Genomic DNA, 24,676 nt, shown 5'->3' with positions numbered 1-24,676 from the left:
ACCGCCGGCCCCAGCAGCGCGACCGCCGGCCGCCGCGCCGGCCGCTGGACCCGGCCCGCGCCGCCGCGTTCGACGTGCTCCGGGCGGTCAGCGAGCGCGACGCGTACGCCAACCTGGCCCTGCCCGCACTGCTGCGCGAACGCGGAATCACCGGCCGGGACGCGGCTTTCGCCACCGAGCTGACCTACGGCACCTGCCGCAGCCGGGGCCTGCTCGACGCCGTCATCGGCGCCGCGGCGGGACGCTCGCCGCAAGCCATCGACCCGGTGCTGCTCGACCTGCTGCGCCTCGGCGCGTATCAACTGCTGCGCACCCGGGTCGACGCGCACGCCGCGGTGTCCACCACCGTCGAGCAGGCGGGAATCGAATTCGACTCGGCGCGAGCGGGTTTCGTCAACGGGGTGCTGCGCACCATCTCAGGGCGCGACGAGCGGTCCTGGGTTGCGGAGCTGGCGCCCGACCCGGTGCAGGATCCGATCGGGCATGCCGCGTTCGTGCATGCGCACCCCCGGTGGATCGCCCAGGCGTTCGCCGATGCCCTGGGCGCCGCCGCGACCGAACTCGACGCGGTGCTGGCCAGCGACGACGAACGGCCCCAGGTGCATCTGGCCGCCCGCCCCGGCGCGCTGACCGCCACCGAGCTGGCCGAGGCGGTCGGCGGCACGGTGGGCCGCTATTCGCCCTACGCGGTGTACTTGGCCGGTGGCGATCCCGGGCGGCTGACGCCGGTGCGCGACGGCGCCGCGCTGGTCCAGGACGAGGGCAGCCAGCTGGTGGCCCGGGCGCTGACGCTGGCCCCGGTCGACGGGGACGGCGGCCGGTGGCTGGACCTGTGCGCCGGCCCGGGCGGCAAGACGGCCCTGCTGGCCGGGCTCGGCGCGGCCTCGGGCGCCCGCGTCACCGCGGTGGAGCCGGTGCCGCGGCGCGCCGATCTGGTGGTGGCGAACACCCGCGGCCTGCCGGTCGACGTGCTACGGGTCGACGGTCGGCATACCGATCTCGAGCCGACCTTCGATCGCGTGCTCGTCGACGCCCCCTGCACCGGCCTGGGAGCGCTGCGCCGCCGCCCGGAGGCCCGGTGGCGGCGTCAGCCCGCCGACGTGCCGACGCTCACCAAGCTGCAGCGCGAGCTGCTGGGGGCGGCGATCGCGCTGACCCGCCCGGGCGGCGTGGTGCTCTACGCCACCTGCTCGCCACACCTGGCCGAAACCGTCGGCGTGGTCGCCGACGCGCTGCGCCGCCACCCGGTGAGCGCGCTGGACACCCGGCCGTTGTTCGAGCCCATGGACAAGGGAGCCGACCTGGGCGACGGGCCGCACGTCCAGCTCTGGCCGCACCGGCACGGCACGGATGCGATGTTCGCGGCCGCGCTGCGCCGCGAAGCGGGGTAGCGGGGACGCCACACGATGGACACTGTCGCGGCCGCGTTGCGCCGCGAGGCGGGGGAGCGGCACGCGCCGGATGTGAAGCGGGCCGCGCGGCTCAGTAGTCTGGCGCTCATGCCTCGCAACATCGCGGGACCTTTGATCGCGCCGTCGATCCTTTCCGCTGACTTCTCCCGGCTCGCCGACGAAGCCGCCGCCGTGACCGGCGCCGACTGGCTGCACGTCGACGTGATGGACAACCACTTCGTGCCGAACCTGACCCTCGGGCTGCCGGTGGTCGAGAGCCTGCTGGCCGCCACCACCATCCCGATGGACTGCCATCTGATGATCGAGGACCCGGACCGCTGGGCGCCTCCCTACGCCGAGGCGGGGGCCTACAACGTCACCTTCCACGCCGAGGCCACCCAGAATCCGGTCGGCGTGGCCCGCGACATCCGCGCCGCCGGCGCCAAGGCGGGCATCAGCGTGAAGCCGGGGACCCCGCTGGAGCCCTACCTGGAGATCCTGCCGCAGTTCGACACCCTGCTCATCATGTCGGTGGAGCCCGGTTTCGGCGGCCAGAGCTTCATCCCCGAGGTGCTGAGCAAGGTGCGCACCGCGCGCAAGCTCATCGAGGCGGGGGAGTTGACGATCCTCGTCGAGATCGACGGCGGCATCAACGCCGACACCATCGAGCAGGCCGCCGAAGCCGGCGTCGATTGCTTCGTCGCCGGGTCTGCCGTGTACGGCGCCGAGGATCCGGAGGCCGCGATAGCGGCCTTGCGGCGCCAGGCGGCCGGCGCCTCCCCGCACCTGCGTCGATGACGGCGCCGGCGGGCGAGGGCCTTGACGCCGCAATGCGTTTGGCGATCGACCAGTCCAACCACGTCAAGGGGACCACGTATCCGAACCCGCCCGTGGGGGCGGTCATCCTGGACGCCGGCGGCGAGGTCGTCGGCGTCGGGGCCACCGAACCCGCCGGCGGCGATCACGCCGAGATCCTGGCGCTGCGTCGGGCCGGCGAACTGGCCGCCGGCGGCACCGTCGTCGTCACCCTCGAGCCGTGCAACCACTACGGCAAAACCCCGCCCTGCGTGAACGCCCTACTGGACGCGAAGGTGGGCACCGTGGTGTACGCCGTCGCCGACCCTAACCCGGAGGCCGCCGGCGGGGCCGCGCGGCTCGAGCAGGCGGGCGTGACGGTGCGTTCCGGCGTGCTGGCCGACGAGGTGACCGGCGGCCCGCTGCGCGAGTGGCTGCACAAGCAACGCACCGGGCTGCCGCACCTGACCTGGAAATACGCCGCCAGCGTCGACGGCCGCAGCGCGGCCGCGGACGGCTCCAGCCAATGGATCTCCAGCGAAGCCTCGCGGCTGGACCTGCATCGGCGCCGCGCGGCGGCCGACGCGATCGTGGTGGGCACCGGCACCGTGCTGGCCGACGACCCGGCGTTGACCGCCCGGCTGCCCGACGGCTCACTGGCCGGCCGGCAACCGCTGCGGGTGGTCGTCGGGATGCGTGAAATACCTTCGGAGGCAAAGGTTCTCAACGACGATTCGCGGACCATGCTGATCCGCACGCACGACCCCATGGAGGTGCTCAAGGCCGTCGCGGACCGCACCGACGTCCTACTGGAAGGCGGCCCGACCCTCGCGGGTGCCTTCCTGCGGGCCGGGGTGGTGAACCGGATCCTGGCCTACGTCGCACCGACCCTGCTGGGCGGTCCCGTCACTGCGGTCGACGACGTGGGGGTGACCACGATCGCGCGGGCGCTGCGCTGGCATTTCGACGCCATCGACCGGGTGGGGCCCGACGTGGTGCTCAGCCTGGTGCCGCGCAGGGGCTAGCGCTCTCCCAGCGAGACGGCTTGCGGCTCAGCGATTTCCGGCTCCTCGGCGTGCTCCTTGCGGCCACCGATCAGCAGGCCCAGCAGCGCTCCGGCGATGCAGATCACGACGGTGGCCGAGAAGATGTCGCCGTACATCTGGGCGAAGGCCTTGAGGTACATGGTGCCCTGGGCGGCGATGCGCTCCAGCAACGTGGCGTTGGGCGGGATCGCGGCCGTCAGGCCCGCCACGATCTGGTTGAACCGGTACAGGCCCCACGCGCTGAGCGCGGCTACGCCGATCAGCATGCCGGTCATCCGGGCCACCACCACGGCCGCCGAGGCGATGCCGTGTTGGGCGGACGGGACCACGCGGAGCGCGGCGGAGGTCAGCGGCCCGATCACCAGGCCGAGGCCCACCCCGGCGACCAGCAGGTCGGCGTGCAGCGCGGGCACGCTGAACACCCCGAAGATGTTGTGCTTCTGGCTCATGACGTCCTGGCGCCAGAAGTGGATCAGCCAGTAGCCGTAGGCCGCGATGAGCAGCCCGACGAAGGTCATGATCCGGTCGCCGACCCGGGTGGCGATCCACCCACCCAGCACCGCGCCGATCGGCAGCGCGATCAGGAACCACAGCAGCAAGCCGGCGGCCTGCGTCTGGGATTGCCCCAGCACCCCCTGGCCGAACAGCTCGACGTCGACCAGCGTCACCATCAGCGCGGCACCGGCGAACAGCGAGGCGCCCAGCGCGGCCAGGAACGGGCGGAAGTGCACGCCCGCCGGCTCGATCAGCCGGGTGCGCGCGAACCGCTCCCAGATCAGGAACAGCACGGCGACCACGACCGCGCCGATGACCAGCGGCAGTCCGTAGCTGGGCAGGATCTGCTTGCCGTCGGGTTGCGGGTTGTACAGGCCGATCACGGCGAGGCCCAGGGCGACCGCCAGCAGCACACCGCCGACCAGGTCGACCTTTTCGGGCTCCTCCACCCGCTCGTGCGACGGGAGGCTGAACTGGATCATCACCATGGCGATCAGCGTCAGCGGGACGTTGATCCAGAACACGTAGCGCCAGTCGTGGAACAGGAAGACGATGAAGATCCCGTACAGCGGGCCCAGCACGCTGCCGAGCTCCTGCGCGGCCCCGATGCCGCCCAGCACGCCGGCGCGATTGCGCTGCGCCCACAGGTCGGCGCCCAGGGCGAGGGTGACCGGCAGCAGCGCGCCGCTGGCCACGCCCTGGATGGTGCGGCCGCCCACCAGGAGGTGGAAGTCGCCCCAGTGACCGGCCAGCGCGGTGACCACCGAGCCGACGATGAACAGCGCCAGGCTGACCTGCAGCACCAGCTTGCGCCCGAACCGGTCGGAGGCCCGGCCCAGCAGCGGCATGGCGGCGATGTAGCCCAGCAGGTACATCGTGATGATCCAGGTGATGCGCTGCAGCTGGTTAATCGGGATGTGAACGTCGGTCATGATGTCGCGCATGATCGTCACGACGACGTAGGCGTCCAGGGCGCCCAGCAGGACCGCCAGGCTGCCCGCGCTGATCGCTACGCGGCGCCCGGTGTGGCGCCCGGCCGGGGCCTCGGTCTCAGCGGTCACGAGCTCACCGGGGGCTTGGTGACCTGAACCTGCTCGCCCCAGTTGGACAGGGTGATCTGGGCGGAGTTGCCCGAGCTCTTCTGCAGGTTGGCCTGGACCAGCTGGTGGTCACCGGACTCCTGGATCCAGACCGTGCTCGGCACCGGTTGCGTCGCGTTGAACTGCGGAACGATCTTGTTCACCGCGTCCGCCGAGACGTTTCCGCTGATGCGAATGGTGTTCTGCCCGTTGATGTTGTCGCGGCCCTCGGCCTTGGCGTTGGTGAAGTTGGCCAGCGAGTTGCCCAGCCCACTGTCGGGGTTGAGCAGCACCGAGACGTCATAGACGTCGGCGGCCTTGCCGAAGTCGCTCCACTTGTTCGGGGTCAGGGTGGCGTACAGGGTCCCGTCGAGCACCACGAAGTTGGCGTCGATGTCGGACCCGCCCAGGGTGATGGTGGCGTTTCCCTGTGCGGCGGTGGCCGGTGCCGTGGTGAGGTCACCGGTCAGCGTCTTGATGGGCAACCCCTGGATCTTGCCCTGGACGCTGAGCGCGATGTGCGCGCTCTTCACGTTCTTGGTGGCGTCGGCCGACTGCTTGACCAGGGTCGTGGCGTCGGGAAGCGGTGCGCCGCTCTGCTTTGAGCCCGACGAGCAGCCGGCGATCAAGGCGGTGGCGAGGGTCAGGGATGCGATGACGGCCGATAGACGGCGGCGGGTCTGCATACTCTGCATCGTAGAGGGTGCCGGTGACTGCCCTGACGAACGCGGGGTCCCGGTGTCGCGCGGGCGCCGGTGTTTGCCCTGCTCATCCGCCTGGGAGTGGGCCAATTAGCCTAGGGGGATGTTTACCGGGATTGTCGAGGAACTCGGCGAGGTGACGGCTCGCGACGTCCTTTCCGACGCGGCGCGGCTGACCATCCGCGGCGCGGTCGTGACCGCCGACGCGGGCCACGGCGACTCGATCGCCGTCAACGGCGTCTGCCTGACCGTCGCCGAGCTGTTGCCCGGCGGTCAGTTCACCGCCGACGTGATGGCCGAATCGCTCAACCGGTCCAACCTGGGCGAATTGCAGGTCGGCAGCCGGGTGAACCTGGAGCGCGCCGCGGCCGTCAACAGCCGGCTGGGCGGGCACATCGTGCAGGGCCACGTCGACGGGACCGGGCGGATCGTGGCGCGGACCCCGTCCGAGCACTGGGAAGTGGTGCGGATCGAGATGCCCGCCGAGGTGGCCCGCTACGTCGTGGAGAAGGGCTCGATCACCGTCGACGGGATTTCGCTGACGGTGTCCGGGCTGGGCAGCGAGCCGGGGGACTGGTTTGAGGTCTCGCTGATACCCACCACCCGCGAGTTGACCACGTTGGGCAGCGCCCCGGTCGGGACGCCGGTGAACCTGGAAGTCGACGTCATCGCCAAATACGTCGAGCGGTTGATGACCCGCTGACCGGAGTTGTCCCGCCGGCACCCTCTCCGGCCGACCACCGGGTGATCACCTGACCGGCGAAGTCGAGCATCCGGTCAAGGCTGGGGAACATCGCGAAGGCATCCACGATCGCCTCGTCGGCTCCGGAGGCGGCGAGGCGCTCGAGCTTGTCGACCACAGCGGCAACGGACGTGCCCGGTTCGAGGTTGATCCGCATGGCCGTCTTCAGCGCGTCCGGATCGCGGCCGGCGTCCCGGGCCGCACGGCGCGCGATCGACCACAGGTGATCGGTGACCTCGTCCTGCAGCCCCTCGACCCCGAGCCAGCCCGTGCCGCTGCGGCCGACCCGGCGCATGGCGGCCTCGCTGGCACCGCCGATCCAGATCGGCGGGCCGCCGGCCTGGACCGGGCGCAGGTCGGCGTGGACCGGCGGCAGCGTGAAGAACTCGCTGTCCCAGGACACCGGGGTGGTCGTCCACCACTCGCGCAGGAACGCCAGCAGGTCGTCGAGCATCCGCCCGCGCCGGTGCCAGTCCGCGCCGCGGGCGATGTCGTGTTCGTCTTTCATCCACCCGAGTCCCACGCCGACGTCGAGGCGGCCGTCGCTGAGCACGTCGAGCGTGGTCAGCAGGCGGGCCAGGTGCACCGGCTCGTAGTAGAAGGTGCTGAGCGTGCTGGCGTTCAGCCGCACCCGGCTGGTTGCGGTCGCGGCGACCGTCCAGAGCAGCACCGGATCGAGGTACCGGGTCATCTGCGGCGGGTAGGGCTGCTCTTTGCCCGGATAGGTGCTGTGCATGTCGACCGGCGTGACCAGTCGATCGCCGACCCACAGCGTGTCGTAGCCCAGGTCCTCGAGTCCGCGGCAGAACGCGCTCAGGCCAGCGGCGCCGCTGACGGCGGGCCCGACGATGGGGAGTGCGAAACCTAGCTTCATCGGATCATCCTTTCGATGATGTATCAACCATTACCGGGGCGCTCAGCCGGGAACCGTGGCGCCGAGGGCGAAGTTGAAATTTCCGACCCCGTGGCGGGCCAGGCCCATCACGACCAGGCCCGTTCCTTCCAGCCAGTGCGCCATGTTCAGGCCGCCGACGTCGAGCGGGCGCAGCCCGAGGCTCTCGATGAACTCCGCCACCCGCGCCTTGGCGGGCGCGTCGTCGCCGGCGATGAACACGTCGAGCGGCCGACCCTGGGCCAGGACAACGCCGAAGACGGTGTTGAACGCCTTCACCACGCCGGCGCCGGCCGGGGCCGCCTTGGCGACTTGCTGTGCGACCGAGGTGCCATCGGGAATGGCCAGTCCGTCGGCCGCGGGGTTGAAGGGATTGCTGATGTCGACGATGACCTTGCCCACGAGGGCGTCTCCGTACTGCTCGACGACCGGAACGACGTCGGCGTACAACACCGAAACGATGACGATGTCGCCGGCCGGAACGGCGCCGAACTCTCCGGTCGTGGCGCCGCCCCCGAGGGCCTTGGCCAGGTCGGCCGCCTTGGACCCGTCGCGGCCGATGATCTCGACGCTATTGCCGCCCGCTACCGCCAGCGCGCCGATGGCGCGGGCCATGTTCCCGGTGCCGATGATGCTGATGCTGCTCATGAGGTGTCCCGTCCTGACTTCCTAGAGAAAAGGTTGACGAGTCCACCTTATGGAGATTTGGATGACGCGTCAACTAATCTCCGATAACATGGGAACCGATGGAACCGAACTGGCTGAATCCCCGCGAAGACCGCGCCTGGCGGGCCTTCCAGCACGCGAATCATCAGCTCAGCGTGCACCTGAACCGGGGCCTGCAGGAATCGGGCTTGTCCGGCGCCGACTACCAGATCTTGGCGGTGCTCTCCGAGCACGACGGGGACCGCCTCCCCGCCCACGAGCTATGCAACACGCTGGGCTGGGAAAAGAGCCGTGTCTCCCATCAGGTGCGCCGCATGGAGCAGGACGGGCTGATCAGCCGGGAGCCCAACCCGGACGACGCCCGCAGCACCATGGTCTGCCTGCTGCCGGCCGGCCGCGCCGCCATCGAGAAGGCGGCGCCCAAGCACGTGGCGGATGTCCGCCGGAACTTCATCGACCTACTCAGCCCAGCCGAGCTCGACATGCTCGCCGCCCTCAACGAACGGGTCTTACGCCACCTGGCCGAAGACGGCGACCCCTCGGCCGAAGCCGCGCCGTCATGACGACAGGCCGCTAGTCGCGGCGTCACGCGCCGCGGCAGCGGCCTGCCTTTGGATCAGCTGGTTGCTCGGCTGATTACACCGGACGCCAGATGGGGCCTTCCCAGTAACCCCAATGGTTCATGCCGGGATCCCAGACGATCTGGGCCCACGGCGCCCACGGTGGCGGCGGGGGCGGCGGTCCCGCCCACGGCGGAGCCCCGTAGCCGGCCGGGCCGCCATAGTTGTCGTCCCAGTCACGGCAGTTGTTCCAGTTCTGGTAAGGGCCCCAGCCCGGGTCCCACTGCTCGCCCGGGCACCAGTGGTGGTGATCCATGGGCGGCGGAGGAGGCGCCGCCGCGGCGGTGCCCGTGGCCAGTCCGAGTGCGGACATAGCCAAGCCGCCGGCAGCGAGCGCGCCGGTGCACAGCCGGGCCCACGGTCGTGTTTGTGTGTTGGTATTCATGGGGCAGTATTTACCCGCGATAATGCGGGCGAAACCCGGCTTTGTCGTTTGCTCATGTCAAATTTTGAGCACAGCCAACGCATATCTGGCGCAAAGGGTTTCGGTGTATAGGAGCTTTTCATCGGGTTATTTTTGGCACCAGGTGACGATATCGCGGGTCGGGCACACCATTTTGCCGGCCGCTTCCCTGTTTGCGGAAGGGCCCTCTCCTTCGCATCACGCAGTTATTATTCCGGCGACGAATATCGCGGCGGCACCGACGGCCAAGGGCGGCGAAAACTGTGATCCCGGCAACGATTACCAGGGTGCCGAGGCCCGCTCTGGCCCCGAGAGGCCGCGGGGATCCGTGGCGCCGAGATACGTGCGCGCTCATCGCAAGTGGTCAGGCGGTCGTGCCGCCGGCGCGCCCGGCGGTGCGGCGCGATCCGAGGCCGTCCCGCTGATCAAACCGCGGCAATAACCGCGCGGTCGCCGTGGTTCATACTGAATGCAACACGTGGGCTTCTCGTGTGAGCCGTTTCGACAGTGTTCCCGCCGGGCAGCGGGGACGGCGAGGTAGCAAAGATGACGAGGTTGGACTCCGTCGAAAGGGCGGTTGCCGACATTGCGGCCGGCAAGGCCGTCATCGTCATCGACGACGAGGACCGGGAGAACGAGGGCGATCTGATCTTCGCCGCCGAGAAGGCGACGCCGGAGATGGTGGCCTTCATGGTGCGCTACACCTCCGGATACCTCTGTGTGCCGCTGGACGGCGAGATCTGCGACAGGCTGGGGTTGCTGCCGATGTACGCGGTGAACCAGGACAAGCACGGCACCGCCTACACCGTCACGGTCGACGCCAGACGGGGTGTGGGCACCGGGATTTCGGCCTCGGACCGGGCCACCACGATGCGGCTGCTCGCCGATCCCACCAGCGTCGCCGACGATTTCACCCGGCCCGGTCACGTTGTTCCGTTGCGCGCCAAGGACGGTGGCGTATTGCGCCGCCCGGGTCACACCGAGGCCGCCGTCGACCTGGCCCGGCTGGCCGGGCTCCAGCCCGCCGGCGCCATCTGCGAGATCGTCAGCCAGAAGGACGAAGGCTCGATGGCGCAGACCGACGAACTGCGGGTCTTCGCCGACGAACACGACCTCGCCATGATCACCATCGCCGACCTGATCGAGTGGCGACGCAAACACGAGAAGCACATCGCCCGGATCGCCGAGGCCCGGATACCGACCCGGCACGGCGAGTTTCGTGCCATCGGTTACGCCAGCATCTACGAAGAGGTCGAACACGTCGCGCTGGTGCGCGGGGATATCTCGGGCCCGAACTCCGACGGTGACGACGTGCTGGTGCGGGTGCACTCCGAATGCCTGACCGGTGACGTGTTCGGTTCGCGCCGCTGCGATTGCGGGCCGCAGTTGGACGCCGCGATGGCCATGGTCGCCCGCGAGGGACGCGGCATCGTGTTGTACATGCGCGGCCACGAGGGGCGCGGCATCGGGCTGATGCACAAGCTGCAGGCCTATCAGCTGCAAGACGCCGGTGAAGACACCGTCGACGCCAACCTCAAGCTCGGATTGCCCGCCGACGCAAGGGATTACGGGATCGGCGCGCAGATCCTGGTGGACCTCGGGGTGCGCTCGATGCGGCTGCTGACGAACAACCCGGCCAAGCGGGTCGGGCTGGACGGGTACGGCCTGCACATCATCGAGCGGGTGCCGCTGCCGGTGCGCGCCAACGCGGAGAACATCCGTTACCTGATGACCAAACGGGACAAGATGGGCCATGACCTGGCCGGACTGGATGACTTTCATGAATCCGTCCATCTGCCAGGCGAATTCGGCGGTGCTTTGTGAGTCCTGCCGAGGGTGTGCCGGAGGTTGCGCCGCTCGATGCGTCCGGCCTGCGCCTGGCCCTGGTTGCGAGCACCTGGCACAGCGAGATCTGCGACGCGCTGCTTGCGGGTGCCCGCAAGGTGGCCTCCGAATCGGGTATCGACGACCCGACGGTGGTCCGGGTGATCGGCGCGATCGAGATCCCGGTGGTCGCACAGGAACTCGCCCGCAATCACGATGCCGTCGTCGCACTGGGCGTCGTGATCCGCGGGCAGACACCGCATTTCGAGTACGTCTGCGATGCGGTGACCCAGGGGCTGACCCGGGTGTCGTTGGACACTTCCACGCCGGTGGCCAACGGTGTGCTCACCACCGACACCGAGCAGCAGGCCCTGGACCGGGCCGGCCTTCCGGAGTCGGCCGAGGACAAAGGGGCCCAAGCCACGCTGGCGGCCCTGACCACCGCGCTGACCCTGCGTGAGTTGCGCTCTCGGTCGTGACGTCGCCTTCGGACCGCGAGACCTGGGATGCGGTGCTGCGTCCCCGCCGCACACCGTTATTCGCCTACGGGGCGGCGTTCGTGATCGCCGCGGCGCACATCGCGGTGGGCGTGCTGCTCAAGGTGGGGTCCACCGGGGTGGTCTTTCAGACCTCGGACCAGGTGGCGATCGCGGTGCTCGGTCTGGTCATCGCCGGCATTGTGTTGTTGTTCGCCCGCCCACGGCTGCGTATCGGGCCGGCCGGCGTCTCGGTTCGAAACCTTTTGGGCGACAAGCTGATCGAATGGCCGGACGTTGCCGGGGTGTCGTTTCCGGTGGGTCACCGTTGGGCGCGCGTCGACCTGCCCGACGACGAGTACATCCCGGTGATGGCCATCCAGGCCGTCGACAAGGGCCGGGCGGTGGCCGCCATGGACACCGTGCGCTCGCTGCTGGCACGCTATCGACCGGACCTGCAGACACACTGAGCGCTGTACCATCAGCCGATGGCACTCCAGGCACGGGTGGCCGCGGTCCTCGCAGTTGCCCTGCTGACGCTCAGCGGATGCAGCGTGGTGGTGGGGGGACGGGCCGTCCGGGCGTCCGGCCAGCCCGCGGCAACGCCGACCACGACGGTCCAACGCCCGCCGGCGCATGCCCAAGACCTGCTGCTGCACAGTGGCGATGACACGCCGCTCGGCGCGGCCAGCGCGATCCCGGTGGGCGACAACTACTTCACCAGCGCCCGGCCACCGGACTGCTCGGCCGCGCTGCTGTTCGAGGGCTCGCCGCTGCGACCCGCCGGCGCCTCGGACCACGCCGAATCGGCGTACCAGTTCAGCGATCAGGCGACGTACGCCGAGTCGGTCGACATCTACGACAACGCGCTCGACCCCCACCACGAGGTGGTGAGTGATTTCGTCTCCGTCGCCCAGTGCCGGCACGACGCCGTGGGCATCTCGCCGTACGGCCAGGCGACGCCGATGCGGCTGAGCGGGTTCGCCACCCCATCCGAAGGCGTCCTGGTGTGGACGATGAACCAGCCGGCCTGGACCTGCGATTACGGGTTGGCCGTGCTGCCGCACGTGGCCCTGCTGCTGTCGGCCTGCAACAACGCCCCTGGATTCCCCATGGCGGATTGGGCGGCGAAACGCCGGGCACAGGTCGACGGGCGCACCGCTTAGCCGCGGCGGCCCGCCGCCTGGTGATTTAGCGCTGTGGTCGGGAAGCCCGAGCCGGAGGCACTCAGTACCGAGTGCAGTCCGTCATCATTTGCTGGAAAATGGGCAGGGCCTGCTGGGCCCCCTGGTTGTGCTCGATCGCGTGCAGCAGGTTCACCCGTTGATCCGGCGACGACGCCAGGTACTGCTGCAAGAACTGCTGGTTGGGCGGCGACTGGTCGAGGTACTGGGCGGCCATCGGGTTCTCCGCATGCACGGCCCGCATCGCCTGGTCGTAGCTACAGGTGGTGTGGATCATCGGACCGTAATCGGGATCGGCCGATGCGACCCCGGCACCAGCGGTCGACGCCAATGCCAGACCGCCCACCGTGACGGCCAGTTTGGCCAACGAGCGCTTCATCATTTACGGACTCCCTCCATTGCTCTGCCCCCACTCTAACGTTGAGCTAGAAGCTTGGTAGCCAGAACGGAAGCCGTCCAAACCGCCGCGACCGCCCGCGGGGCCCGTCACGGGTCGTCTACCTGCGCGGTTGATCCTTCTTCGGTCGGGTGGCTCCAGCTGCTCGGCAACAGCGGCAGGCCCGGGTCGGCGTCCGGCGCCGCGCCGCCGAGCGTGGTCAGGCCGGCGGGGGCGGCGTCGGCGTGCCGGGCGGTGCCGGCGAACCCGATGGGCCCCGCGCCCCGCGCCGAGGCCGTCGTCGCGGCGACGCCGGGATCGTCCGCGACCGAACCGGGGTCCAGGTACTCGCAGCGGTATCCGGGGTCGATCAGACCCGGCCGGGGACGCCTGCGGAGCCGGGCCTGCTCCCGCCGGGCGGAGGCGGCCGGCGCCGCGCGGCCGGCTACTAGCCTGGATCTGTGCCCGATCCCGCCACCTACCGCCCCGCGCCCGGGTCCATCCCGGTCGAGCCCGGCGTCTACCGATTCCGGGATACCTACGGGCGAGTCATCTACGTCGGCAAGGCCAAGAGCCTGCGCAGCCGGCTGACGTCATACTTCGCCGACATCGCCAGCCTGCATCCACGCACCCGGCAGATGGTGACCACCGCGGCCAAGGTCGAGTGGACGGTGGTCAACACCGAAGTCGAGGCGCTGCAACTCGAATACAACTGGATCAAGGAGTTCGACCCGCGGTTCAACGTCCGCTATCGCGACGACAAAACCTATCCGGTGCTGGCGGTCACCCTCAACGAGGAGTTCCCCCGGCTGATGGTCTACCGCGGCCCCCGCCGCAAGGGGGTGCGCTACTTCGGGCCGTACTCGCACGCGTGGGCCATCCGGGAGACGCTGGACCTGCTCACCCGGGTGTTTCCGGCCCGCACCTGCTCGGCGGGAGTGTTCAAGCGGCACAAGCAGATCGATCGTCCTTGCCTGCTCGGCTACATCGACAAGTGCTCGGCGCCGTGCATCGGCAGGGTCAGTGCGGAGCAGCACCGCCAGATCGTGGACGACTTCTGCGACTTCCTGTCCGGCAAGACCGACCGGTTCGCCCGGGAGCTGGAACAGCAGATGAACGCCGCGGCCGAGCGGCTCGATTTCGAGCGGGCCGCGCGGCTGCGTGACGACCTGGGCGCGGTGAAGCGGGCGATGGAAAAGCAGGCCGTGGTCCTCGGCGACGGCACCGACGCCGACGTGGTGGCGTTCGCCGACGACGAGCTGGAGGCCGCGGTGCAGGTGTTCCACGTCCGCGGCGGCCGGGTTCGCGGCCAGCGCGGCTGGATCGTCGAAAAGTCTGCCGACCCCGGCGATTCCGGCGAGGAACAGCTGGTCGAGCAGTTCCTGACCCAGTTCTACGGCGAGCAGGCCGAATTGGGCGGCGCCGCAGACGAATCCGTGAACCCGGTGCCGCGGGAGGTGCTGGTGCCCTGCCTGCCGTCCAACACCGACGAGCTGACCAGTTGGCTGTCCGGCCTGCGCGGATCCCGGGTGGTGCTGCGGGTGCCGCAGCGCGGCGACAAACGCGCGCTGGCCGAAACCGTGCAGCGCAACGCGAAAGAGGCGCTGCAGCAACACAAGCTGCGGCGCGCCGGCGACTTCAACGCCAGATCCGCTGCGCTGCAGAACATCCAGGAGGCCCTCGGCTTGTCCGAGGCGCCGCTGCGCATCGAATGTGTGGACATCAGCCACGTCCAGGGCACCGACGTGGTGGGCTCGCTGGTGGTGTTCGAGGACGGTCTGCCGCGCAAATCGGACTACCGGCACTTCGGGATCCGGGAAGCCGCCGGGCAGGGCCGCTCCGACGACGTCGCCTCCATCGCCGAGGTGACCCGGCGTCGCTTCGCCCGTCACCTGAGCGAGCAGAACGATCCGAATATGCTTTCCGCGGAAGGAAAGTCGCGCCGTTTCGCCTACCCCCCGAATCTGTACGTCGTCGACGGCGGTGCCCCGCAGGTCAACGCGGCCAGCGCGGTGCTCGAGGAACTCGGCATCACCGACGTCGCGGTGATCGGCCTGGCCAAGCGGCTGGAAGAGGTGTGGGTGCCCTCGGAGCCCGACCCGGTCATCATGCCGCGCAACAGCGAGGGGCTGTATCTGCTGCAACGCGTCCGTGACGAGGCGCACCGGTTCGCGATCGCCTACCATCGCAGCAAGCGATCCAAACGAATGACGGCATCGGTGCTGGATTCGGTGCCAGGATTGGGAGAACATCGCCGAAAGGCGTTGGTAAGCCATTTCGGATCGATAGCCCGCCTCAAGGAGGCCACCGTCGACCAGATCACCGCCGTTCCCGGCATCGGTGTGGCGACCGCCACCGCCGTCCTGGAGGCGCTGCGGCCCCAGCAGTCCCCCGATGAGTCCAGGGCGGCCCAATGACGGGCCCGGGCGAGTTCGCGGGCGGCCCCTCGGTGGACGCCCCGGCCGGTATCGACGTCGTGCTGGTGACCGGGTTATCCGGGGCCGGGCGGGGTACCGCGGCCAAGGTGCTCGAGGACCTCGGCTGGTATGTGGCCGACAACCTGCCCCCGCAACTGATCACCCGGATGGTCGATTTCGGTCTGGCGGCCGGCTCGCGGATCACCCAGCTGGCGGTGGTGATGGACGTGCGGTCGCGCGGCTTCACCGGCGACCTGGACTCGGTGCGCACTGAGCTGGCCACCCGAAACATCGCCCCACGCGTGGTGTTCATGGAAGCATCGGACGACATGCTGGTGCGCCGCTACGAGCAGAATCGCCGCAGCCATCCGCTGCAGGGTGATCAGACCCTGGCCGAGGGCATCGCCGCCGAGCGCCGCATGCTGGCCTCGGTTCGCGCCACCGCCGACTTGATCATCGACACCTCGACGCTGTCGGTGCGCGGCTTGCGCGAGACCATCGAGCGGGCGTTCGGCGGCGCCGCCAGCGCCACCACCAGCGTCACGGTCGAATCGTTCGGCTTCAAATACGGCCTGCCGATGGACGCCGACATGGTCATGGACGTCCGGTTCCTGCCGAACCCGCACTGGGTCGACGAATTGCGGCCCCGCACCGGGCAGGACCCCGCGGTGCGCGATTACGTATTGAGCCAGCCGGGCGCGGCCGAGTTCCTCGACGCCTACCATCGATTGCTATCTCTGGTCGTCGACGGCTACCGCCGGGAGGGCAAGCGCTATATGACGGTCGCGATCGGCTGCACCGGCGGCAAGCATCGCAGCGTCGCGATCGCCGAGGCGCTGGTGCAGTTGCTCAAGGCCCAGAAGGGCGAAGCCCAACTGTCGGTGCGGGTGCTGCATCGGGATCTGGGCCGCGAATGACCGAGCCGACGAACCGGGGCATCGTCGCGATGGGCGGTGGACACGGCCTGTACGCGACGCTGTCGGCGGCCCGCCGGCTCACGCCCTACGTGACCGCGGTGGTGACCGTCGCCGATGATGGTGGTTCTTCCGGGCGGCTGCGCAGCGAACTGGACGTGGTGCCGCCGGGTGATTTGCGAATGGCGTTGGCGGCCTTGGCATCTGACAGCCCGCACGGGCGACTGTGGGCGACCATCCTGCAGCACCGGTTCGGGGGCAGCGGGGCGCTGGCCGGGCATCCGATCGGCAACCTGATGCTGGCCGGGCTGTCCGAGGTGCTGGCCGACCCGGTGGCCGCCCTCGACGAGCTGGGGCGCATCCTCGGCGTCAAGGGCAGGGTGCTGCCGATGTGCCCGATCGCGCTGCAGATCGAGGCCGACGTCTCCGGGCTGGAAAGCGACCCGCGGATGTTCCGGCTGATCCGCGGTCAGGTGGCGATCGCGACCACGCCGGGCAAGGTGCGCCGCGTGCGGCTGTTGCCGGACAACCCGCCGGCGACGCGGCAGGCCGTCGATGCGATCATGGCCGCCGATCTGGTTGTGCTGGGCCCGGGGTCGTGGTTCACCAGCGTGATCCCGCACGTGCTGGTGCCCGGACTGGCGGCGGCGCTGCGGGCGACCACCGCGCGGCGCGCCCTGGTGCTCAATCTGGTGGCCGAACCGGGGGAGACGGCCGGGTTCTCCGTCGAGCGTCACCTGCACGTGCTGGCCCAGCATGCACCGGGATTCACCGTGCACGACATCATCATCGACGCCGAACGGGTGCCCAGCGAGCGGGAGCGCGAGCAATTGCGCCGCACCGCCACACTGCTTTCGGCCGAGGTCCACTTCGCCGATGTGGCCAGACCTGGTACACCTTTACATGATCCAGGCAAGCTCGCGGCGGCCCTGGACGGGGTCCGGGCGGCCCACAAGGCTCCGGGAGCGTCTTCGGTCACGGCCACCGCGGATATTCGGGTCGACGGTGCAAGTGAGGGGTGACGACGCGTGGCGATGACGACCGAAGTCAAGGACGAACTGAGCCGCCTCATTGTGAAATCGGTCAGCGCCCGCCGCGCGGAGGTCACGTCCCTGCTGCGGTTCGCCGGTGGACTGCATATCGTCGGCGGCCGCGTCGTCGTCGAAGCCGAGGTGGACCTGGGCAACGTCGCGCGGCGCTTGCGCAAGGACATTTTCGAACTCTACGGATACAACGCCGTCGTGCATGTGTTGTCCGCCAGTGGAATTCGCAAGAGCACCCGGTACGTGTTGCGGGTCGCCAATGACGGCGAGGCGCTGGCCCGCCAGACCGGTCTGCTCGACAATCGCGGCCGCCCGGTGCGCGGGCTGCCGGCCCAGGTGGTGGGTGGCAGCGTCGGCGACGCGGAAGCCGCCTGGCGCGGGGCGTTCCTGGCGCACGGTTCGCTGACCGAGCCGGGGCGGTCCTCGGCCCTGGAAGTCAGTTGCCCCGGTCCGGAAGCCGCGCTGGCGTTGGTGGGTGCCGCGCGACGGCTCGGTGTCAGCGCGAAGGCCCGCGAGGTGCGCGGCGCCGACCGGGTGGTGGTGCGCGACGGCGAGGCGATCGGCGCGTTGCTGACCCGGATGGGCGCCCAGGACACCCGGCTGGTGTGGGAGGAGCGCCGGATGCGGCGCGAGGTCCGGGCCACGGCCAACCGGCTCGCCAACTTCGACGACGCCAACCTGCGCCGGTCGGCGCGGGCGGCGGTGGCGGCCGCGGCCCGGGTGGAGCGGGCGCTGGAAATCTTGGGCGACACCGTCCCCGACCATCTGGCCTCGGCCGGCAAGCTGCGCGTCGAGCACCGGCAGGCATCGCTGGAGGAGCTGGGCCGGCTCGCCGACCCGCCCATGACGAAAGACGCTGTGGCGGGCCGAATTCGGCGGCTGCTGTCGATGGCCGACCGCAAGGCGAAGGTCGAGGGCATTCCCGACACCGAGTCGGCGGTGACGCCGGATCTCCTCGAGGACGCTTAGGCCGGTGCCGATGCACACCGAAAGCGCGTCGTAGCGCGACCCGCCCTGGCAAAGTCGCGGGCGCGGCGCGGAGCCGTCGCGGTACCTGGGCCCGCAATGTCGGATCGGTCAGCAGTGACGATGGGCCTGCGCTGCGGACACGCCACCGTGAGTCACCGCCCGCCCCGTGCCGGGGCGAGTTCTATGAATTGTATGATTTGTATAAGTTGGATATGAGCCGGCACTTTCGATAGCGTTCTTCTGGACGAATTCCGGGACCGAAATAACGGTTAGGTCCGGTCAAGCGCTGATTGATCGCGCTGCTCATGCGTAGCAAATTCATAGAGACCGCATAATTTCTTTGAAGGCGCTATGAGTTCCGGGCGTATCGGCCGCACCGCCCCGAATATGTGCTTCACCACCTATTTCTCAGTGACTCCGTGCTTGCGGCCTCGTGCTGAGGGACTGCGCGGCGGCGCGCCGCGCAGTCCCTGTGGCTAAGGAATCCTGCGGCCAACGCAATTTGTGATACCGAGATTTTTATTCACCAATAGCCGCCCGGGGAACACCCCTTTCCGCTTTTCACCATCTATTCACCGGCTCGCCTTGCCGGATTTGCACGAGGTAGAGGGGTTTATCGGCGGCGTGCTTGCCGAACCGCCGACTCCCGGCGCTCGCAGCCCCGCGCGGCGGCACCGGCGAGCCCGGCCGATCTTGGCGAAGGGCGATTTCGTAACCCCTGGCTAGTGTCTCGTCTACAAGACGACATGCCCGCCGCTCAGCAAACTCATAGCCGATGTGCTGGCGGCGGTACGGACTGGGCCGGCGGTGGCGACACGGCCGGAGGCGGAGGAATGCATGGATTTCGGGTCGTTACCGCCGGAGATCAACTCCGGCAGGATCTACTCAGGGCCGGGGTCGGCGCCGTTACTGGCAGCCGCGGCGGCCTGGAACGGGTTGGCAGCCGAATTGCATTCGGCCGCAGCGTCGTACGGTTCGGCAATCGCGGAGCTGCGCACCTCCTGGCACGGGCCTTCGTCGACGGCGATGGCCGGCGCGGCGGCACCCTTCATCGCGTGGCTCGACGGCACCGCGGTGCAGGCCGAGCAGACCGCCGCCCAAGCCACGGCGGCAGCGGCGGCTTATGAGGCCGTCTTCGCGGCCACGGTCCCGCCGCCGGTGATCGTGGCCAACCGGGCATTGTTGGCGTCGTTGATCGCGACCAACGTGCTGGGCCAGAACACTCCGGCGATCGCGGCCACGGAGGCCCAGTACGCCGAGATGTGGGCCCAGGACGCCGCCGCGATGTACGCCTATGCCGGCGCGTCGGCGGTCGCGACCCGGCTCAGCCCGTTCGGCGCGCCACCGACGACCGCCGACGCCAACGCGGAGGCCGACCAGTCGGCCGCGGTCACCTCCGCGCTGCAGTCGTCGACCGCCTCCGGCGTGGAATCGGCACTGTCCGAAGCGGTTTCGCAGGCTCCGGTCGCGGCGCAGGTGAACGCGACCGCGGTAACGGCGGCGGCTCAACTCCCGCTGAGCCTGACGGACATCACCGGGATTCTGAAGACCTTCAACAGCGTCATGGGCACCATCTCCGGGCCGTACACGCCGCTCGGCGTGGCGAACCTGGCGAAGAACTGGTACCAGATCGCCCTCAGCATCCCGAGCGTCGGGACGGGCATCCAAGGAATCGGACCCCTCTTGCACCCCAAAGCGCTCAGCGGAGTCTTGGCGCCGCTGCTGCGCAGCGATCTCCTGACGGGTTCGACCGCGCTGTCGAGTGCGGGCACGGTTTCGGCGTCCGCGGGCCGCGCCGGCTTGGTCGGATCGTTGTCGGTGCCGGCGAACTGGGCCTCGGCGGTCCCGGCGGTCCGGACGGTGGCCGCCGAGCTGCCGGAGACCATCCTGGACGCCGCCCCCGCGATGGCCGTCAACGGTCAACAGGGCATGTTCGGCCCGACTGCCCTGTCGAGCCTGGCCGGACGCGCCGTCGGCGGGACCGCGACCCGCGCCGTCGCCGGGTCAACCGTTCGCGTGCCCGGTGCCGTGGCGGTCGACGACATCGCGACCACGTCCACCGTCATTGTGATTCCGCCGAACGCGAAATAGGAAGGTGCGGCAATGGTTTTCAGCGATTTCGCAACGCTGCCACCGGAGGTCATCTCCACCCAGATCTATGTCGGCCCGGGCGCCGGGCCGCTGCTGGCCGCCGCGGCGGCATGGGACGGGCTGGCCGCCGAATTGCACGGCACCGCGGCTTCCTACGCATCGGTGATCTCGGAACTGGTCGGCGAATCGTGGCAGGGCTCATCGTCGGAGTCCATGGCCGCCGCGGCGGCGCCCTACGTGGCGTGGATATCGACCACGGCAGGCCTGGCCGAGCAGACTGCCGCTCAGGCCCGGGCCGCGGCCGCCGCCTACGAGGCGGCATTGGCGGCCACGGTGCCGCCGGCGGCTGTGGCGGCGAACCGCAGCCTGCTCGCCACACTGTTGCAGACCAACATCTTGGGGCAGAACGATGCGGCGATCGCGGCGACCGAGGACGAGTACGGCCAGATGTGGGCCCAAGATGTCGCCGCCATGTTCAGTTATGCCGCCGCGTCGGAATCGGCCGGTGAGCTGACGCCGTTCGAGCAGGCGCCGGCCACCACCAACGACGCCGGACCGGCGACCCAGGCGGCCGCCGCGGCCGCGGCGGAGTCGACGTCGCTGTCGTCCTGGTTGAAGGAGATCGAGGCCTACATCACCTCGCTCACCGGTCAATACACCCAGTTCTGGCAGAACTTGATCGGGGGCGCCACGGGGAGCACGGAGATAGCACCGTTCTGGGAGACGCTGTATTCGAGCATTTCGCAGATCGGCACTCAGGCGACGTGGACCAACGTCGTCAATGCCACCATCAGCCTTGGTGTCTCGCAGTGGAAGAACTTCTTCATCTATGCGCCGTGGAGCGCCGCGATGGCCAAATCGTCGCTGGGCGCCGGGCTGGCGTCGCCCGGCCACATCGCCGCCGGCATCGCGGCAAAGCCCGTATCGGCGGTGCTGGGTAACGCGCCAACAGTGGGCAAGCTGTCGGTGCCGGCTAGCTGGGCGACGGCCGCCCCGGCGATCAGGCTGGCCTCCACCGCGCTACCGGGCACCAGCCTGGCCGCGGCCGCGGCGACGGATTTGTCGGGCCTGGTGAACGAGGCGACCCTGGGCAGTCTGGCGGGCGGCGCGCTGGGCAGCCCGGCATCGCGTGTCGTCAGCACCACGGGCATCCAGGCCCGCGCGATCACCGGCGAGCGCCGGCAGGGACCGGTCAAGCTCGACCGCATCATCGCCCAACTGCAGGAGATGCCCGACCAGGTGCAGCACTGGAACGTCGACGAGGCCGGCCTCGACGACCTGGTCGCCAAGCTCAGGACAACGCCGGGCGTGCACGCCGTGCACGTGACCGACGGAGAGGAAGTCGCGGTCGGATCCCCCGAATCGAAACTGGGGTAGCGCCTTGCGGTGCAACGGATTTCGTCTCAGTGGACCGGATCAACCGGGAAACCGCCATAGGGCCTCGAAGGAGGATGCATGAAACTGCTGCTAGCGCTTCTCGGTGTATCGCTGGGCATCGTCACCGCGGTACCCGCACACGCCGTCCCGGGAGAGGACGAGGCGGCCGCCGACGAGAACAACGAGGTCTTCATCGCCGATCTCCACAAGGTGGGGATCAGTTTTGCGAATCCGGACCAAGCCGTTGCCGCCGGAAAAGCGGTGTGCGGATTGATCTCTCGTGGCGTCTCCGGTCTTCAGCTCCTCAACGACCTGCGGGACAACAACCCCGCGCTGAGCACCAACGGCGCCGCCCAGTTCGCGACGATATCGGCGAAGTCGTACTGCCCACGTCAACTCGAGTCCGCCGAAGCCGGTAAGGGCAGCGGCTGACCGCCAACACCAACTGCCGCCGCATATCCATCACCCCCGAAGAGAAAAGCCTGATGTTGCAGCACCATTCGCCCGCCATTGAGCTGGGGCCAGTGATGGATTTCGGTGCCCTCCCGCCGGAAAGCAATTCGGGGCGGATACATTCGGGCCCCGGCGCCGGATCAATGATGGACGCCGCCAAGGCCTGGGGTGTGCTGGGCGCCCAACTCGCTGACATGGCGCTAACCTACCGGGCGGTGATCGCCGAGCTGGAACCGGAACGGCAGAGCGCGTCGACTACGCCGATCACCCAAGCCGTCGCACCCTATCTGGCGTGGCTCGACGCCACCGCCGCGCAGGCCCGGCAGACGGCCAGTCAGGCCACCGCGGCCGCGGCCGCCTACGGCTTGGCGCTTGCGGGGGTGGTGGCGCCCCATGCGATCGACGCCAACCGGTTGCGGCGGATCTCGCTGGCCGCGGCGAACTGTCTGGGCCAGCTCAGTCCGGCGGTCGCCGACGCCGACGCCGACTACGAACGGATGTGGGCGCAGGATGCCGCGGCCATGTATGCCTACGCCCGCGCGTCGGCCGGCGTCTGGAAGCTGACACCGTTCGATTCGCCGCCGCCCGCCGCCGACCCCGGCGAGCCCGTGAGGGTCACCCCGCCGTCTCGCAACTGGACCCTGACCGTCGCACCGGAGGTCATAACGACTGGCCGACAAGTGATCTCAACCATCTCCGAAGCGCTGGGCGCGCTGTCCACCTCGCCGCTGGCCACCTTTGATACGTCCCTGTTGTCGGCGACGGCGCCGCTGTCCAAGTTGAGCTCGTTGTCGGCACCGGTCGACTTCGCGCTCAAACACCTGAGTTCCCTCAACAAGGCCGCCGCGCTGTGCAGGGCCGCGGTCATGTGCTCGCCGGGGGGCGGCACGAATCACGCGGCGCCCAGGGTGAGCGTCGGGCGCGGCGCGGCGATCGGGATCTTGTCGGTCCCACGGGCGTGGACCCGATCGATGCCGAGCCCGACGTCGCCCAGTTCGCCCGCGACTCCCGTCGATCGAAGCCAGTGAGCCACCCGCCTGGCACCCGGACGGACAAATATGTTGTCGCAGACGGGTGCCCGCGGGTAGCCGCGTCGACCCGGTAGCCACGCGGACGCTTCCTGCGCCGAGCCGGCGGGTAGTTTGTTTGCCATTGCTGGTGGCGACGGCGGTTGGGGGGTTACGGTCAGGTGATGAGACGGCTTTCGAGTGTCGATGCGGCGTTTTGGTCAGCGGAAACCGCGGGCTGGCACATGCACGTGGGGGCGCTGGCGATCTGCGACCCGAAGGAATGCTCCGAGTACAGCTTTCAACGTCTCCGTCAATTACTGATCGAGCGCCTGCCCGAGGTCCCGCAGTTGCGGTGGCGGGTCACTGGCGCGCCGCTGGGACTGGACCGGCCGTGGTTCGTCGAGGACGAGGAGCTCGACGTCGACTTCCACGTCCGCCGCATCGGGGTTCCCGCGCCGGGCGGTCGCCGCGAGCTCGAGGAGCTGGTCGGGCGGCTGATGTCCTACAAGCTGGATCGCTCCCGGCCGCTGTGGGAAATGTGGGTGATCGAGGGCGTCGAGGGCGGCCGGATCGCCACGCTGACCAAGATGCACCACGCCATTGTCGACGGGGTCTCGGGCGCCGGACTGGGTGAAATCCTGCTGGACACCACGCCGGAACCGCGTGCGCCGCAACAGGAAACGGTCGGATCGCTGGTGGGATTCCAGCTGCCCGGACTAGAGCGGCGCGCCGTGGGCGCCCTGATCAACGTGGGCGTCAAGACGCCGTTCCGCATCGCGCGGCTGATGGAGCAGACCGTGCGCCAGCAGATCGCCACCCTGGGTGTGCGCAGCAGACCGCCGCGCTACTTCGAGGCGCCCAAAACCCGTTTCAACGCGCCGGTCTCGCCGCATCGGCGCATCACCGGGTGCCGCGTTGAACTTGCCCGCGCCAAAGTCGTCAAGGACGCCTACGGCGTCAAGCTCAACGACGTCGTGCTGGCCCTGGTGGCCGGCGCCGCCCGCGACTATCTACAGAAACGCGGCGAGCTGCCCGCCAAGCCGCTCATCGCGCAGATCCCGGTCTCGACGCGCACCGACAACGACAAGGACGACGTCGGCAACAAGGTCAGTTCCATGACCGTCTCGCTGGCCACCGATGTCGAAGACCCGGGCGAGCGGCTGCGGGCCATTCACGAAAGCACCCAGAACGCCAAGCTGATGGCCAAGGCGCTGTCGGCGCATCAGATCATGGGGCTGACCGAGACCACGCCGCCCGGGCTGCTGCAGCTGGCCGCGCGGGCTTACACCGCCAGCGGGCTGTCGCGAAACCTGGCCCCCATAAACCTGGTTGTCTCGAACGTCCCCGGACCGCCCTTCCCGTTGTATATGGCTGGCGCCAAACTGGATTCGCTGGTGCCGCTGGGGCCGCCGGTGATGGACGTCGCGCTCAACATCACCTGCTTCTCCTACCAGGACTACCTGGACTTCGGCTTCGTGACGACGCCCGAGGTGGCCAACGACATCGACGACATGGCCGATCGGATCGAGCCTGCGTTGACCGACCTGGAGAAGGCCGCCGCGCGGGAGAATGACTCCGACTAGACCTGACTGACGATCTGGCCACTACGGGCCGTCGCCGTCCTCGTCGCGCAGGAGTTTTTCGGGGTGGTGGAAGGTGTTGGTGCGGGGTTGGCCGGTGTCGAGGTGTGGGGGTGGTTTCCATTGGGTGTC

The 24,676-nt window shown here is 69.3% G+C and carries 25 protein-coding genes and 1 pseudogene; 18 read left to right on the top strand and 8 right to left on the bottom strand.

What is annotated here, in order from left to right; all coding sequences use genetic code 11:
- The 3 genes from A9W96_RS25290 to ribD all read left to right on the top strand — a co-directional run.
- The coding region (locus A9W96_RS25290) for an RsmB/NOP family class I SAM-dependent RNA methyltransferase (protein WP_231999878.1) at positions 1-1,391 on the top strand (1,391 nt) is incomplete at its 5' end.
- 108 nt (positions 1,392-1,499) lie between these two features.
- Positions 1,500-2,189 carry a ribulose-phosphate 3-epimerase gene (gene rpe / locus A9W96_RS25285; protein ID WP_066860151.1) on the top strand — a complete coding sequence of 230 codons (690 nt, stop codon included), beginning with the start codon at positions 1,500-1,502 and terminating at the stop codon, positions 2,187-2,189.
- Positions 2,186-3,211 (top strand): bifunctional diaminohydroxyphosphoribosylaminopyrimidine deaminase/5-amino-6-(5-phosphoribosylamino)uracil reductase RibD, encoded by a 1,026-nt coding sequence (ribD, locus tag A9W96_RS25280; RefSeq protein ID WP_067143940.1) that lies wholly within the window; start codon positions 2,186-2,188, stop codon positions 3,209-3,211. The genes rpe and ribD overlap by 4 nt, the downstream gene beginning before the upstream one ends.
- On the opposite strand, the gene A9W96_RS25275 is transcribed toward ribD, so the two are convergent.
- A complete protein-coding gene (locus A9W96_RS25275) occupies positions 3,208-4,788 on the bottom strand; it encodes an MFS transporter (protein WP_066860157.1) in 1,581 nt (526 codons plus the stop codon). The genes ribD and A9W96_RS25275 overlap by 4 nt on opposite strands.
- Positions 4,785-5,492 carry an LppX_LprAFG lipoprotein gene (locus tag A9W96_RS25270; protein ID WP_067143938.1) on the bottom strand — a complete coding sequence of 236 codons (708 nt, stop codon included), beginning with the start codon at positions 5,490-5,492 and terminating at the stop codon, positions 4,785-4,787. The genes A9W96_RS25275 and A9W96_RS25270 overlap by 4 nt, the downstream gene beginning before the upstream one ends.
- Positions 5,493-5,610: 118 nt before the next feature.
- Here A9W96_RS25270 and A9W96_RS25265 point away from each other — a divergent pair, with 118 nt between their 5' ends.
- Positions 5,611-6,210 carry a riboflavin synthase gene (locus A9W96_RS25265; RefSeq protein WP_066860165.1) on the top strand — a complete coding sequence of 200 codons (600 nt, stop codon included), beginning with the start codon at positions 5,611-5,613 and terminating at the stop codon, positions 6,208-6,210.
- Here the strand turns inward: A9W96_RS25265 and A9W96_RS25260 are convergent.
- The gene (locus A9W96_RS25260; RefSeq protein WP_231999863.1) at positions 6,173-7,123 is read right to left on the bottom strand and encodes a TIGR03619 family F420-dependent LLM class oxidoreductase; all 951 of its coding nucleotides are present in this window, start codon (positions 7,121-7,123) and stop codon (positions 6,173-6,175) included. The genes A9W96_RS25265 and A9W96_RS25260 overlap by 38 nt on opposite strands.
- A 42-nt stretch (positions 7,124-7,165) precedes the next feature.
- Positions 7,166-7,789 (bottom strand): NADPH-dependent F420 reductase, encoded by a 624-nt coding sequence (locus A9W96_RS25255; protein WP_067143936.1) that lies wholly within the window; start codon positions 7,787-7,789, stop codon positions 7,166-7,168.
- A 98-nt stretch (positions 7,790-7,887) separates the two neighbouring features.
- On the opposite strand from A9W96_RS25255, the gene A9W96_RS25250 reads away from it, so the two are divergent.
- Positions 7,888-8,370: a MarR family winged helix-turn-helix transcriptional regulator gene (locus A9W96_RS25250; protein WP_066879892.1), complete on the top strand. Its 483-nt coding sequence runs from the start codon at positions 7,888-7,890 to the stop codon at positions 8,368-8,370.
- 73 nt (positions 8,371-8,443) lie between these two features.
- Here the strand turns inward: A9W96_RS25250 and A9W96_RS30835 are convergent, their stop codons facing one another.
- Positions 8,444-8,812, bottom strand: coding sequence for a hypothetical protein (locus tag A9W96_RS30835; protein WP_082972599.1), 369 nt, complete (start codon positions 8,810-8,812; stop codon positions 8,444-8,446).
- 564 nt (positions 8,813-9,376) lie between these two features.
- Here A9W96_RS30835 and A9W96_RS25245 point away from each other — a divergent pair.
- From A9W96_RS25245 to A9W96_RS25230, 4 genes are read left to right on the top strand one after another with little or no spacing between them, the layout of a single operon-like run.
- Positions 9,377-10,654 carry a bifunctional 3,4-dihydroxy-2-butanone-4-phosphate synthase/GTP cyclohydrolase II gene (locus tag A9W96_RS25245; RefSeq protein ID WP_066860202.1) on the top strand — a complete coding sequence of 426 codons (1,278 nt, stop codon included), beginning with the start codon at positions 9,377-9,379 and terminating at the stop codon, positions 10,652-10,654.
- Positions 10,651-11,133, top strand: coding sequence for a 6,7-dimethyl-8-ribityllumazine synthase (ribH, locus tag A9W96_RS25240; protein ID WP_066860177.1), 483 nt, complete (start codon positions 10,651-10,653; stop codon positions 11,131-11,133). Before A9W96_RS25245 ends, ribH begins: the two co-directional genes overlap by 4 nt.
- Positions 11,130-11,600 (top strand): PH domain-containing protein, encoded by a 471-nt coding sequence (locus A9W96_RS25235; protein ID WP_067143934.1) that lies wholly within the window; start codon positions 11,130-11,132, stop codon positions 11,598-11,600. Before ribH ends, A9W96_RS25235 begins: the two co-directional genes overlap by 4 nt.
- 18 nt (positions 11,601-11,618) lie before the next feature.
- Complete coding sequence (locus A9W96_RS25230; RefSeq protein WP_067143932.1) at positions 11,619-12,296, top strand: hypothetical protein; 678 nt, start codon at positions 11,619-11,621, stop codon at positions 12,294-12,296.
- Between the two features lie 61 nt (positions 12,297-12,357).
- Here the strand turns inward: A9W96_RS25230 and A9W96_RS25225 are convergent, their stop codons facing one another.
- Positions 12,358-12,696 carry a hemophore-related protein gene (locus A9W96_RS25225; RefSeq protein WP_065074765.1) on the bottom strand — a complete coding sequence of 113 codons (339 nt, stop codon included), beginning with the start codon at positions 12,694-12,696 and terminating at the stop codon, positions 12,358-12,360.
- A gap of 104 nt (positions 12,697-12,800) precedes the next feature.
- A complete protein-coding gene (locus A9W96_RS32880; RefSeq protein WP_255362998.1) occupies positions 12,801-13,034 on the bottom strand; it encodes a hypothetical protein in 234 nt (77 codons plus the stop codon).
- A gap of 117 nt (positions 13,035-13,151) precedes the next feature.
- Here A9W96_RS32880 and uvrC point away from each other — a divergent pair, with 117 nt between their 5' ends.
- From uvrC to A9W96_RS25180, 9 genes and pseudogenes are all read left to right on the top strand, one after another.
- Positions 13,152-15,107 (top strand): excinuclease ABC subunit UvrC, encoded by a 1,956-nt coding sequence (gene uvrC, locus A9W96_RS25220; protein ID WP_066860186.1) that lies wholly within the window; start codon positions 13,152-13,154, stop codon positions 15,105-15,107.
- Positions 15,104-16,024, top strand: a complete 921-nt coding sequence (gene rapZ, locus A9W96_RS25215; RefSeq protein ID WP_066879909.1) for an RNase adapter RapZ — start codon at positions 15,104-15,106, stop codon at positions 16,022-16,024. Before uvrC ends, rapZ begins: the two co-directional genes overlap by 4 nt.
- A pseudogene (yvcK, locus tag A9W96_RS25210) lies at positions 16,021-17,059 on the top strand (uridine diphosphate-N-acetylglucosamine-binding protein YvcK). The gene rapZ and the pseudogene yvcK overlap by 4 nt, the downstream one beginning before the upstream one ends.
- On the top strand, positions 17,056-18,033 hold the full coding sequence (whiA, locus tag A9W96_RS25205; RefSeq protein WP_040631623.1) for a DNA-binding protein WhiA: 978 nt from the start codon (positions 17,056-17,058) through the stop codon (positions 18,031-18,033). The pseudogene yvcK and the gene whiA overlap by 4 nt, the downstream one beginning before the upstream one ends.
- An 837-nt stretch (positions 18,034-18,870) precedes the next feature.
- Positions 18,871-20,124, top strand: coding sequence for a PPE family protein (locus A9W96_RS25200; protein WP_066860196.1), 1,254 nt, complete (start codon positions 18,871-18,873; stop codon positions 20,122-20,124).
- Between the two features lie 12 nt (positions 20,125-20,136).
- Complete coding sequence (locus tag A9W96_RS25195; RefSeq protein ID WP_067022584.1) at positions 20,137-21,501, top strand: PPE family protein; 1,365 nt, start codon at positions 20,137-20,139, stop codon at positions 21,499-21,501.
- 78 nt (positions 21,502-21,579) lie between these two features.
- The gene (locus A9W96_RS25190; RefSeq protein ID WP_067143928.1) at positions 21,580-21,933 is read left to right on the top strand and encodes a DUF732 domain-containing protein; all 354 of its coding nucleotides are present in this window, start codon (positions 21,580-21,582) and stop codon (positions 21,931-21,933) included.
- Positions 21,934-22,028: 95 nt separating this feature from the next.
- Entirely contained in the window at positions 22,029-22,982 is a 954-nt protein-coding gene (locus tag A9W96_RS25185) for a PPE family protein (RefSeq protein WP_067143926.1), read from the top strand.
- 164 nt (positions 22,983-23,146) lie between these two features.
- On the top strand, positions 23,147-24,547 hold the full coding sequence (locus A9W96_RS25180) for a wax ester/triacylglycerol synthase family O-acyltransferase (protein WP_066865391.1): 1,401 nt from the start codon (positions 23,147-23,149) through the stop codon (positions 24,545-24,547).
- Between the two features lie 21 nt (positions 24,548-24,568).
- On the opposite strand, the gene A9W96_RS33480 is transcribed toward A9W96_RS25180, so the two are convergent.
- The coding region (locus A9W96_RS33480) for a hypothetical protein (protein WP_369830871.1) at positions 24,569-24,676 on the bottom strand (108 nt) is incomplete at its 5' end.

It is taken from the genome of Mycobacterium sp. 1245852.3, assembly GCF_001669335.1.
GTDB lineage: Bacteria > Actinomycetota > Actinomycetes > Mycobacteriales > Mycobacteriaceae > Mycobacterium > Mycobacterium europaeum_A.
This window is presented reverse-complemented; position numbering and strand designations above follow the sequence as displayed.